Source organism: Pseudomonas urethralis, from assembly GCF_021602465.1.
Taxonomy (GTDB): Bacteria; Pseudomonadota; Gammaproteobacteria; order Pseudomonadales; family Pseudomonadaceae; genus Aquipseudomonas; species Aquipseudomonas vlassakiae.
Genome location: NZ_BQIJ01000014.1, coordinates 16,219 through 27,768 on the forward strand (window position 1 = coordinate 16,219; position 11,550 = coordinate 27,768).

Below are 11,550 nucleotides of genomic sequence, written 5' to 3' on the forward strand. Positions count from 1 at the left end.
GCACCTCAACGCAGGTAGTCCCGGACCCATTTCACCCAGCAATCGGCGCCTATCTTCACCAGCGCATCGTTGAAGTCATAGTGCGGGTTGTGCACCGAGCAGCCATGGAACTCGCCGGTACCGTTGCCCAGCATGAAATAACAGCCTGGCCGCGCCTGCAGCATGTAGGCGAAGTCCTCGGTGCCCATGACTTTTTTCGGCATCGTGTCCAGCAGCGCACCGTCAGCGAACAACGGCCTCAGGCTGTCACGCAGCAACGCGCTTTCCTGGTCGCTGTTGCACAGCGCCGGCGCCAGTTGAGTGAACTGCACATCGATCTGCACGCCGAAGCTTTCAGCATGGCCTTTGACCAGGGCGTCGATGCGACTGTTGATTTTCTGCTGCGTTTCGGCCGTGTCGGTGCGCACGCTCAGCAGCATGCACGCTTCATCGGGGATGATGTTGTAGACGGTGCCGGCCTGGATCATGCCAATGCTGATGACCGCGTATTCCTCGACACTCAGGTTGCGCGACTTGATGGTCTGGATGGCGTTGATCAGGCTGTTCAGCGCCATCACCGGGTCGACCGACAGTTCCGGCATCGCACCGTGGCCACCCTTGCCGGTGATGCGAATGCTGACGCGCTGCGAAGACGCCATGGTTGGCCCGGCCTGAACCACGCAGGTGCCCACCGGCAAGCCGGGCATGTTGTGCAGGGCGTACACCGAATCACACGGAAAACGCTCGAACAGGCCATCGTCGAGCATGGCCTTGGCCCCGGCCAGGCCTTCTTCATCCGGCTGGAAGATCACATTCAACGTGCCATTGAAATCGCGCGTGGCAGCCAGCTGCGAAGCGGCGGCCAGGAGGATTGCGGTATGCCCGTCATGGCCACAGGCATGCATGCGGCCGGGGATCTTGCTGGCATGGGCGAAGGGGTTTTTCTCGGTCATGGGCAAGGCATCCATGTCGGCGCGCAACCCGATGCTGCGTGGACCGTTGCCCACCTTCAACACGCCGACCACACCATGCCCGCCCACGTTGCGATGGACCTCGTAGCCCCACGCCTGGAGCCTGTCGGCCACCAGCGCGGCGGTGTCGGGGGTGTCGCCGCCCAGTTCCGGCGCGGCGTGGATCTGTCGGCGCAGCGTGACGAACTCATCCAGTGCCGCGGCCTCGCACTGAGGCGGTTTGCTCAGGAACGTACCCATGTCACTCGCATCCTTTGTTTTCAGGGAAATAACGGAGGCAGGCCAGGCTGACCACGCCACCCGCCAGGAGGAAATAGGCCGGCGCCATCGGGGTCTGCAGCGCGGCGATCAGCCAGGTGGCCACCAGCGGCGCGAAGCCGCCGAAGAGGGTCACGCCCAGGCTGTAACTGACCGAGGTGCCGAAGGAGCGCCGGGCTTTCGGGAAGCCCTCCATGATCAGCGCGAAGAATGCGCCCGCACCGATGCAGGTCGGCAAGATCAACACCGCGACGCACATCATGGCCAGGCCCAGGTCGCGCACCTGCCCAAGCAGGTGGAACACTGGCAGGATCAGCACCACCGGCGTGGCCACCGTCCAGGCCAGCAGGCGCTTGCGCAGCTGGTACCGGTCGGCAAACTTGCCCGCCAGCGGGCAGATCACTGCCATGCAGCCGCTGCTGATGCAGGCGATGGCCATGGCGCTGCCAGGCGGATACTGCAAGGTGGTGGTGAGGTAGGTGGGCATGTAGAACACCAACAGGTACATGCCGATGGTCGAACTGGCCATCAGGCCGATGCCCAGGGTGATGCGTTTGAGCAGTTGCGCATCGAGCCCTTGTCCGCCATGCGACACTGGCGTCGCCTCGTGGGTTTCTGGCAGGTGCGTGCGAATGTACCAACCCACCGGGCCGATCAGCAGCCCGACGATGAAGGGTAGCCGCCACCCCCAGCTTTCCAGGGCCACAGGGTCAAGCGACTGGTGCAGCGCAAAGCCGAATGCGGCGCCCACCAAGGCGGCATACCCCTGGCTGGCGGCCTGCCAGCTGACATTCCGACAACGGTTGCTGACCGCACTCGACTCCATCAGAAACACCGATGCAGTCCCGACCTCCCCGCCTGCCGACAGGCCTTGAATGAGTCGACCGAGCACCAGCAACAGCGTGGCGAAAATGCCAATCTGCGAATAGGTGGGCGCAAAGGCAATCAACGCGGTGCCCAGGGTCATCAGGCCGATGGTGAGGCTCAACGCGGCCTTGCGCCCATGCCGGTCGGCATAGCGGCCGATGACCATTGCCCCGATGGGACGCATGAGGAAACCCACACCAAAGGTGGCCAGCGACATCAATAACGACGCCGTCGCCGATTCGGCGGGGAAGAAATGCTTGCCGATCAGCACGGCGAAGAAGCTGTAGATCGTGAAGTCGTACATTTCCAGCGCATTGCCCAGCGAACAGGCGACCAAGGTCTTGCGCGAAGCACGCCCCCCTTGTGCGGCGCTATGCGCGCCGGGCTGCACGGCGGTCGATGCGGGTAGCGGTGTTGTCATTGTGTTCTCCGATGGCAAATCGCGGCGTGCCACGACTATCGGCCAATCGGGCACGCAACACACTTGCAGTTTCGGCATACACCTAACCGAGGGTTAATCACTCCGCGCAGGCGACGGCCAACATGCCCTGAAGTGGCGCACCGTTCGCCCTGCCTGTACCCGCTGCCCCGTTAACGCACACTGAGCGGCCCACCGCACGGCACCTTGTCGGGTGATGGCAGGCGCTCTGCAGCAGGCGTCGCCGCCAGACGTGGGCAGCGCCAGCAGCTGATTAACCAAGCGGCATAGGGTTGCCGAATAAGCAATCGCGCTGAAACGATCTGTTCATCGACGCTACGGGCCACCCCATCAGTGAGTTGGCCTGGAGTCGTGAATGAACACTCGCACTACCTCGATGCTGTTGATGATTCAATGTGCCGCCCTTGCCGTGCAGACGCACGCCGAGGGCTTCCCGAGCCTGGGCCGGATTGCGCCAGGCTTCGGTTATTACGGGGTGGATAACGGCTTCGATGACAAGCTCAAGGTCTACGGCACCGTGGACGCCTTCACCAGCTATCACGACTCGCAGCACCATTCGGGTTTTCGTCTGGCCGGTGGCGGCGCATGGACCAACAAGCTCGGGCTGTATGCCAGGAAGGCAGTGGGCACCGATACTGTCGTGGAGCTGGATGTCGAAGAGGGCTTCAACGTCAACGGCAAAGCCTTGGAAGGGACCTGGGACACGATCGGCAGCCTGCGCCTGGCCACGCTGGCCTTGCGCTCGCGAACCCTGGGCAAGCTCGAGTTCGGCAAGACCTACAGCATGGGCACCCCGACCTACGCCGACCCGTTCCTCGCCACGTATGGCTCGCCCTACACCTTCCTGGCCCTGCCTGCCGCCGGCAAAGGTGCCTACAACCTGGACCTGCGGCCGAAACATACCCTGGCCTACACCAGCCCGACCCTGAACGGTTTCAGCCTCGGCACCGCAGTGACCTTCGGCTTCGATGATGCCGCCAGCCAGGGGCGTACCGTGCGCGGTGGCGGCGCCAGGCTGCAATACCGCACCAGTACGCTGATGCTGCTGGCCTCCTACAACCTGTATTACAGCGACCCTTGGGACGACGGCGGCACCTCACGCCAGACCGCCAACCATTACAAGAGCCTGTCGACGTTCTACGATTTCGGCCCGCTGGCCACCAGCCTGACCTGGCAACACCAGGCCGTCGACCAGCACGGCACCCCGAGTACCACGCTGTACACCTTCGGCGTGATGGCACCGGTTGGCCAGCTGGACGTGCTGCGCCTGGCCGTGATGCAGCGCCAGGTCACGGCGCGCGACAAGAATGCCCAAGGGGTGATGCTCGGCTACGATCATTTCATCACCCCGCGCTGGGCTGTGTATGGACGGGTTGGCAAGATCTTCAACCAGCCTGCGTCCTCGGTCACCTACGCTGGCACCCCGCTGGACCAGTTGGGCGACGACCCCAGCAACCTCTCCCTAGGCATGTACTACCACTTCTGACGGCGCCGGGCGGGTTTGCCTGAGCACCTGCCCACGCAAGCTGTGAAACAGTTCCTGGGCGGGCGCGGTCAGGCTGTGGCGGTCGATGCAGACCAGGTTGACCGGGTAATCCGGAATCAGCTCCTGCACTGCCACGGCCAGGTACTCGCCATCAACGCCAAAGGCAAACCCCTGGTCCACGGCCAGCTCACTGATGGTCATCAACGATTCGGTGTTCTTCAACAGCTTCAGCGCCATCATCACCGACGTGCATTCAATGGTGTTCTGCGGCACCCGCAGGCCGTTGCTATCGAACAGCTGGTGAAACTGCGATGCCGGGTCCGAGAGTTCATCCAGGCTGATCCACGGAGCGTATTGCAAGGTGCGCAGTGACTTGGCGAACTTCTGCTGATTCGACGCATGGCAGATCACCCGGCCCTTGATGCTGCCAAGCGCTTCCCAGTCCAGGTTGAGCCGGCTCAACGGCTGCTGCGAAGTAATGGCGAAATCCAGGCTGCCATCGCGCAGCCGTTGCAGAATCTGACTGGGGCGCAGGTCGGTGATGGTGATCTTCACCCGCGGGTATTTGCGCCGGAAGGCCAGGATGCTGTCGTCGACCCCGTCCAGCATCGCGGTCAGCGAAGTCACCCCGATGGACACTGCGCCCACCGCGGCGTCCTGGATACTGGCCGCTTCGATCTGCAGGCGGCGAATGCTTTCCACCACCAGGTTGGCATGGCGGATGACGCGCTTGCCTTCCTCGGTCAGGGCCATGCCTTTGGATGAGCGCTGCAACAGGGTGAAACCGACCTCGCGCTCCAGCTCCTTGATCGACCGGCTCAGTGCAGGCTGGGTGATATGCATGAGCTTGGACGCTTCGAGAATGCTGCCTGCGTTGTGGATGGCGACCAGCGCCTTGAGTTGGTGAAGTTTCAAAGGTCTCTACCTTGTTGTCAGCGGGCCAGTTCCATGCCGCGCACAGATTACCGCAAGCACCACCTGCGCAGTGCAACGTCCGTGCCGCTTGCGTTACCATGGCGGCCCCTTCGTTGAGGTCGCGTGCAATGAGCAAACACGGCCAGACCATCCTGGTCGCCCTGCGCAAGATGATCGCCTCCGGCGAACTGGCCGGCGGTGAACGGTTGATGGAAGTCCCTACCGCAGAACGTTTCGGCGTTTCCCGCATGCCGGTGCGCATGGCGTTCCGCACCCTGGAACAGGAAGGCCTGCTGGTGCGCCATGGCGGCAAGGGTTTTCAGGTGCGTACATTGAGCGTCGATGACCTCACCGGCGCGGTGGAGGTCCGCGGCGTTCTTGAAGGGCTGGCGGCACGCCTGTGCGCCGAACGTGGCCTGGACGCGCAGGCCATGGCCACCCTGGTGCAATGCCTCGATGAGGGCGACGCCCTGTTCGCCAAGGGCTACATCACCGAACAGGACCTGGCGGCCTATCACGACCTCAACGTGCGCTTGCACCAGGTGATCGTGGCCGGCAGCGGCAACCCCGCCATTGCCGAGGCGCTGGCGCGCAATGACCATCGCCCGTTCGCCTCGGTGTCGGCGCTGGCCTTCGACCGCCACGACATGGCCCGCGAGTACCGGCGCTTCAATTACGCCCACATGCAGCACCACTCATTGGTCGATGCACTGCGCAACGGCCAGGGCGCACGCGCCGAAAACATCATGCGCGAACACGCCAATGCCACGCTGCGCTATGCCGAAGTGTTCGGCGCGGCCAGCACGGCAAGTGGCGTCCAGGTGATTTCCAGGGGCGACTAGGCGCACCCTACAGGTCCAGCACCAGCATGGGCGTCCTGGCCCGTGAACAGCACGGGGTGAACTGGTCATTGGCGGCCTGCTCGGCTTCGGTCAGGTACAGGTCGCGATGCTCCGGCACGCCTTCCAGCACCCGGGTCAGGCAGGTGCCGCAGACCCCCTGCTCGCACGACACCGCCATCGGCACGCCGTGGCTTTGCAAAACCTGAACCACGGTCTTGTCCGCGGGGATCTCGAACACCTGGCCGGTGCTGGCGAGCCTGACCGAAAACACCCCGTCACCCGCGGTGTCGACTGGCGCGGCGGCGAAGTACTCGCGGTGCAGCTGGGTGTCCTGCCAACCCTGACGGCGGGCATTGTCCAGTACCTGCTGCATGAAGCCAGCCGGGCCGCAGACGTACAGGTGATCCTCCGCGCCGGGCACGGCCAGTACCTGGGCCAGGTCGAGCCGGGTCTGCGGGAGCGCGTCGAAATGCAGATGGACCCGGCCGGCGAACGGTGTCGCCGCCAGGCGCTGGAGAAATGCCGCACGCTCGCTGGAGCGGGCGCAGTAGTGCAATTCGAAGTGATCGCCTTGCAGCCACAACTGTTCTGCCATGCACAGGATCGGGGTGATCCCGATGCCGCCGGCAAACAGCAAACTACGGCGGGCACCGGGCGCCAGGGCAAAGAGATTGCGCGGCTCGCTGATCAGCAGCCGCTGCCCCGCTTCGACCTGCTCGTGCAGGCAGCGGGAGCCGCCGCGCGATGCTGCATCATTAAGCACGCCGATCAGGTAGCGGTGACGCTCCTGCGGGTGATTGCACAAGGAGTACTGGCGCACCAGGCCGCCGGGCAAGTGCACATCGATGTGCGCCCCGGCACTGAATGCGGGTAGCGGCTGGCCTTGGGCGCAGCGCAATTCGTAGCTGCAGATACCTTCGGCTTCACGGGTTCGGGCTGTGACGACGACTTCAATCATGGCTCACCTTGCATGGACGGCCACCGGCATGGCCGGTCTGGGCATCGACGGGGACGGTTACTGCGCGGTTGCGATCAGCGCTGCAGCGGCGCCGGCCTGTTCTTGGGCGACCCGCCGCTCGAGTATGCGTCGCGCCTGCACGCCGCCCGCATCGATATTGAGCTTGAGCAGGTTGCGCTGCGGGTTCGCCAGCAGGTTGGCCTGTTGCTGTTCAAGCATGTCGAGGTCTTCGCTGAAGATCTTGCCCTGCCCTTCGCGAATGCTGGCGGTCAGGGCCTGATCCTGAGGGTTGAAGTTGCGCGCCATGCCCCAGAAGTACCAGATCGAGGTCTCGGTCTCCGGTGTGATGAAGTCGACCACGATGCTCGACGCTTTGTCCTGGACCGCCGCGTGGTAGCCCCCTTTGCCGGCGAGCGCCACGCCCACTTCGATCAGGACATGGCTGGGTGGGGTGAAACGGCAGATCTGCCAGCGGTCGACCGGCTGGTCGTCGGGTAGCTGATTGCCCCGCAGCGCCATGCGCCAGAACGGTGGCGCCATGATGTTTTGCATGTGGCGGGCAGTGACCACCTCGTCGCCGTTGACCGTAGTGACCGGCGGTGCTTCGTCGATTTCCTTCTGGCCGATGCTGGAGGCGTGAACGTAGGTTTCGTGGGTCAGGTCCATCAGGTTGTCGATCATCAGGCGATAGTCGCAATTGATGTGGAACAACCCGCCGCCGTAAGCCCACTCGTCACTCTCTGCCCACGGCAGGTGGCACAGGCTGGCGGGGTCGGCCAGTGCCTGATCGCCGGGCCAGACCCAGACAAAGCCATAACGCTCGACCGTGGCATAGGCCTTGTTGCAGGGGAAGCCCCGTACCCGCTGGCCTGGCATCTCGACGGCCTTGCCATCGCCGCCCATGACCAGGCCATGGTAACCGCAGACGAGGTTGCCATGCTCGACATAGCCCATGGACAACGGTGCCCCACGGTGCGGGCAGAAATCCTCGACGGCGCGGATCAGGTTCTGCTGACCGCGGTAGAACACCATCTTTTCCCCGCAGATCTGCCGGCCCAGGGGCTTTTCGGTGATTTCGTCAGGGGTGCAGGCGACGTACCAGGCGTTTTTCGGGAACATCCGATTCTCCGATTGATTGTTTTTGTGGATCCATTAACAACCAGAAACCGGAAATCAGTCAACAAAAAAGTGGCTTGTGGATATTTATGGATCCACAAGCCACTTAAAACGCGTGGCTACTTGCTGGCGATCGACGGGTTGGCCAGCGGGCAGCTCTGGGCGTTGAGAAACCGCGACTTCTTCAGCCACTCCTGCTGCGGGTAGTAGGCAAACACGTAGCTGCCGCGTTGCAGCGTGTCGATCAGCTTGCCGGCGATGGCCGGCCGCACGGCGGGGCAGCCCTGGCTGCGCCCCAGCCGACCGAGGCCGGGTACGACCTTGGGGTCGGCATAGGCGGCTGCGTGCATGACAATCGCCCGCGACATGCTGTTGTCGTTGAACCCAGGCTCGAGCCCCTGCAGACGCAGCGAGCGGCCGTGCTTGCCGCTGTAGGTCTGACCGGTTTCATACAGGCCGAGGGAGGACTGGTAGCTGTTGGGGGCGTTGGAGAACGTCGTCGGCACATCGGCGCCGCTGTTCTTGCCGTGGGCCACCCACTCCTCGAACAACAGCTTGCGCGCGCGCAAGTCGAACACCCACAGGCGCTTGTCTCGCGATGCCTTGGAGTAATCGATCACGGTCAGCAACTTGTCCCCCTCGCTGTGGCTGGCACAGGCATAGGCGGTGAGTGCCAGGTCCAGGGTCGACAGGTTGGCATTGGGCGCCAGTTGCTGCAGTTCGGCGGCGCTGGGCAGGGGTTGCGCGTGGGCAGCATGCCAGGCGCTGAGGAAAAACAGGCCAAGACTGGCCAAAGAGAGCCGTACGGCTCCCCGCAAGGGATCGAACATCGACATGGTTACCCCGGTAAAGGCCGCTCAGCAAGCGGAGCTGGCTTGCGGCCAAAAGCCACCACTTTGCTTGAATTCTTTGGGCTTGCCGATCATTTCTTGACCAATGGCTTGAGTTTTTCACCGTCATCGGTGCTGATCACCGTGAATTTGCCGTCGCTGCGGGTCTCCCGGGTCGACGCCCAATCCGTGATCACCAGCATCGTGCCGACATCCATCGCCGCGCGCAGGTGGTGGCGGAACTCCGGGTTGATGTCCAGTTGCCCCAACTGCTCATAGGGGGTATCGCCGTACTCCGGGTTGCTCAAGCCCACCACTGACCAACGCAAGGGTAGCGCACCGTCGAGCGCCAGGGCGGACGGTTTTTGCAGCAGCGAATACACCGCCATGCCACTGCGGTGCTGGCTGTTGGCAAGCGAGAGTGCTGGCGCCGAGCCGATCAGCTGGCCACCGCGATAGACGTAGGCGCGCAGGTCGGCGCGGCTGATCAGGATCGACAGCGGCCCCGACGTCGGGTCCGGGTCGTTCCAGAACTGCTGGTTACTCAACACCAGCGGGCCCTGGGCCTTGCCTGCGCTGACCGTGGGCGCCAGCACGCCAGGGTGGTTGACCTCCACCGGAGCACTGTGGGTATCGGAAACGATCACGGTGGTCGAGCTGAAGCCGGTGACCTCGTACAGCTTCTTGGCAAACTCCAGCGGCAGGCGCACGCAGCCATGGGAAGCCGGGTAGCCCGGCAGATGGCCGGCGTGCAAGGCGATACCGTCCCAGGTCAGCCGCTCCATGTACGGCATCGGTGCGCTGTTGTAGAGGCTGGATTTGTGCTCGACCTTCTTCTGCAGAATGCTGAACACCCCGGTAGGGGTTTCCCGCCCCGCCTTGCCGGTGCTCACGGTGCTGACGCCAATGGCAATGCCATTGCGATAGACGTAGGCGCGTTGCTCGGTGAGGCTGACCACTACGGTCACCGGCCCTGCCGGCGAGACCTGCGGGTACCAGAGAAACTGGCCGGGCTTGAGGCTTTCGAGCTGGCTCCTGAGTGCAGCCGGGGTCGGTACCTGGAGCGGCGCCGCCTCGACCACGGTGGCGGCAAGCAACAGACCCAGCGCGAGTGGTACATGCAACATCGAACTGATCCTCATGGCATCCTGCGGTAACAACGGTGCACGAAAACGTGCACAAATTTCCCACTTCAAAGCGTAATCCACAACGCAAATAACGGCGAGAACCCGCAGAGGGCTTGTAATCCAGCACGATCATGGGTTGGTACGAATCTTGTTTGTATACAAATACAAACAATAAAAGTACACAACCATCATGGAGTCCCGATGGCGTCGATTTCCCGTTCCGATGTTGACCAGCTTGCCGATCTCCCCGCCGAATCGGCCGGCTCCAGTGCGTCGCAGCTGAGCCCGCGGCTGTACAGTAACGACCTTGCACCGACCCGGGCGGCCAATCGCACCTGGGGGCGCTACAGCCTGTTCGCGCTGTGGACCAATGACGTGCACAACATCGCCAACTACTCCTTCGCCATCGGCCTGTTCGCCTTGGGCATGAGCGGCGCGCAGATCCTCGCCGCCTTCGCGCTCGGTGCGCTGGTGATCTACGGCCTGATGAACCTGTCCGGTTACATGGGGCAGAAGACCGGCCTGCCCTACCCCGTCATGTGCCGGATCAGCTTCGGCATCCATGGCGCGCAGATCCCGGCCCTGATCCGTGCAGTGATCGCCATCGCCTGGTTCGGCATCCAGACCTACCTCGCCTCGGTCGTCCTGCGCGTGCTGCTCACCGCCATCGCGCCAGACCTCAGGCCCTACGACCAGAACTCGATCCTCGGCCTGTCGACCCTGGGCTGGGTCACCTTCGTGGCCATCTGGTGCGTGCAGGTCGCAATCTTCGCCTATGGCATGGAGATGGTGCGCCGGTTCGAATCGCTCGCCGGGCCGATCATCCTGGTCGCCTTCAGCGCCCTGGCGGCCTGGATGTACTGGCGCAGCGGCCTGTCGATCGCCTGGTCCAGTGGTAACGCGCCGACCGGCGCCGGCATGTGGCTGAAGGTGTTCGGTGCTGCCGCGCTATGGGTATCGCTGTACGGCACCATGATTCTCAACTTCTGCGATTTCACGCGTAACTGCCCAGACCGGCGAACCATCAGCGTTGGCAACTTCTGGGGTCTGCCAGTCAACATGCTGGGTTTCGCGCTGATCGCCGTGGTGCTTGCCGGCGCGCAATTCAGCATCGACGGCAAGCTGGTGCAAAGCCCCAGCGAAATCGTCGCCGCCATCCCCAACACCGCCGGCCTGGTGCTGGCCTGCCTGGCCTTCCTGCTGGTCACCGTGGCGGTGAACATCATGGCCAACTTCGTCGCCCCGGCCTTCGTCCTCACCAACCTGGCGCCAAAGGTATTGAACTTCCGCCGCGCAGGCTTGCTCAGCGCCACCATCGCGGTGGTGATCCTGCCATGGCACCTCTACAACAGCCCGGCGGTGATCGTGTACTTCCTCGGCGGCCTGGGCGCCCTGCTCGGCCCGCTGTACGGCATCATGGTCACTGACTACTACCTGGTGCGCCGTAGCCGGGTGAACCTGCCGCAGCTCTACAGTGAAAACCCTGCGGGCGACTATCACTACCGCGGTGGGGTCAACCTGCGCGCCGTGGCAGCGTTCATCCCGGCTGCGCTGATCGCCATCCTGCTGGCGCTGGTGCCGGCGTTCGAGACGCTGTCGCAGTTCTCCTGGTTCTTCGGCGCCGGGCTGGGTGGGCTGATCCACTACGCTATCGCCAACCGCGGTGTCCGCTACCAGGACGTGTCTGGCGAAGCCATCGCAGTGGACGCCGCGCAGCACTGATCAGGGCTGGTATAGCGGGCGCCTGCCTTGAGTTCAGAGG

General features: G+C 63.6%; 10 protein-coding genes. 3 read left to right on the forward strand and 7 right to left on the reverse strand.

The window, feature by feature from the left end:
• Nucleotides 1–5 precede the first annotated feature (5 nt).
• Nucleotides 6–1,190, reverse strand: a complete 1,185-nt coding sequence (locus tag L6D64_RS20375; RefSeq protein ID WP_176509349.1) for a M20 aminoacylase family protein — start codon at nt 1,188–1,190, stop codon at nt 6–8.
• Nucleotide 1,191: 1 nt separating this feature from the next.
• Complete coding sequence (locus tag L6D64_RS20380) at nt 1,192–2,496, reverse strand: MFS transporter (protein ID WP_176509348.1); 1,305 nt, start codon at nt 2,494–2,496, stop codon at nt 1,192–1,194.
• A gap of 373 nt (nt 2,497–2,869) precedes the next feature.
• On the opposite strand from L6D64_RS20380, the gene L6D64_RS20385 reads away from it, so the two are divergent.
• Nucleotides 2,870–4,000: a porin gene (locus tag L6D64_RS20385; protein ID WP_176509347.1), complete on the forward strand. Its 1,131-nt coding sequence runs from the start codon at nt 2,870–2,872 to the stop codon at nt 3,998–4,000.
• On the opposite strand, the gene L6D64_RS20390 is transcribed toward L6D64_RS20385, so the two are convergent.
• Nucleotides 3,977–4,915 (reverse strand): LysR family transcriptional regulator, encoded by a 939-nt coding sequence (locus L6D64_RS20390; RefSeq protein WP_176509346.1) that lies wholly within the window; start codon nt 4,913–4,915, stop codon nt 3,977–3,979. The genes L6D64_RS20385 and L6D64_RS20390 overlap by 24 nt on opposite strands.
• 128 nt (nt 4,916–5,043) lie before the next feature.
• Here L6D64_RS20390 and L6D64_RS20395 point away from each other — a divergent pair, with 128 nt between their 5' ends.
• A complete protein-coding gene (locus L6D64_RS20395; RefSeq protein WP_176509345.1) occupies nt 5,044–5,757 on the forward strand; it encodes a GntR family transcriptional regulator in 714 nt (237 codons plus the stop codon).
• 7 nt (nt 5,758–5,764) lie between these two features.
• Here the strand turns inward: L6D64_RS20395 and L6D64_RS20400 are convergent, their stop codons facing one another.
• The 4 genes from L6D64_RS20400 to L6D64_RS20415 form a co-directional block, all read right to left on the reverse strand.
• The gene (locus L6D64_RS20400) at nt 5,765–6,715 is read right to left on the reverse strand and encodes a PDR/VanB family oxidoreductase (RefSeq protein WP_176509344.1); all 951 of its coding nucleotides are present in this window, start codon (nt 6,713–6,715) and stop codon (nt 5,765–5,767) included.
• A gap of 57 nt (nt 6,716–6,772) precedes the next feature.
• Nucleotides 6,773–7,834 (reverse strand): aromatic ring-hydroxylating dioxygenase subunit alpha, encoded by a 1,062-nt coding sequence (locus L6D64_RS20405; protein WP_176509343.1) that lies wholly within the window; start codon nt 7,832–7,834, stop codon nt 6,773–6,775.
• A 116-nt stretch (nt 7,835–7,950) separates the two neighbouring features.
• Nucleotides 7,951–8,667, reverse strand: coding sequence for a murein L,D-transpeptidase catalytic domain family protein (locus L6D64_RS20410; RefSeq protein ID WP_176509342.1), 717 nt, complete (start codon nt 8,665–8,667; stop codon nt 7,951–7,953).
• Between the two features lie 86 nt (nt 8,668–8,753).
• Nucleotides 8,754–9,788: a L,D-transpeptidase gene (locus L6D64_RS20415; protein WP_176509341.1), complete on the reverse strand. Its 1,035-nt coding sequence runs from the start codon at nt 9,786–9,788 to the stop codon at nt 8,754–8,756.
• A gap of 201 nt (nt 9,789–9,989) precedes the next feature.
• On the opposite strand from L6D64_RS20415, the gene L6D64_RS20420 reads away from it, so the two are divergent.
• Nucleotides 9,990–11,510: an NCS1 family nucleobase:cation symporter-1 gene (locus L6D64_RS20420; RefSeq protein WP_176509340.1), complete on the forward strand. Its 1,521-nt coding sequence runs from the start codon at nt 9,990–9,992 to the stop codon at nt 11,508–11,510.
• Nucleotides 11,511–11,550: the final 40 nt, after the last annotated feature.

What these genes read in the sequence shown, in the direction of transcription:
- L6D64_RS20375 (WP_176509349.1), bottom strand. Translation starts at nt 1,190, where the DNA reads ATGGGTACGTTCCTGAGCAAACCGCCTCAGTGCGAGGCCGCGGCACTG.
- L6D64_RS20380 (WP_176509348.1), bottom strand. Translation starts at nt 2,496, where the DNA reads ATGACAACACCGCTACCCGCATCGACCGCCGTGCAGCCCGGCGCGCAT.
- L6D64_RS20385 (WP_176509347.1), top strand. Translation starts at nt 2,870, where the DNA reads ATGAACACTCGCACTACCTCGATGCTGTTGATGATTCAATGTGCCGCC.
- L6D64_RS20395 (WP_176509345.1), top strand. Translation starts at nt 5,044, where the DNA reads ATGAGCAAACACGGCCAGACCATCCTGGTCGCCCTGCGCAAGATGATC.
- L6D64_RS20400 (WP_176509344.1), bottom strand. Translation starts at nt 6,715, where the DNA reads ATGATTGAAGTCGTCGTCACAGCCCGAACCCGTGAAGCCGAAGGTATC.
- L6D64_RS20405 (WP_176509343.1), bottom strand. Translation starts at nt 7,834, where the DNA reads ATGTTCCCGAAAAACGCCTGGTACGTCGCCTGCACCCCTGACGAAATC.
- L6D64_RS20410 (WP_176509342.1), bottom strand. Translation starts at nt 8,667, where the DNA reads ATGTCGATGTTCGATCCCTTGCGGGGAGCCGTACGGCTCTCTTTGGCC.
- L6D64_RS20415 (WP_176509341.1), bottom strand. Translation starts at nt 9,788, where the DNA reads ATGTTGCATGTACCACTCGCGCTGGGTCTGTTGCTTGCCGCCACCGTG.
- L6D64_RS20420 (WP_176509340.1), top strand. Translation starts at nt 9,990, where the DNA reads ATGGCGTCGATTTCCCGTTCCGATGTTGACCAGCTTGCCGATCTCCCC.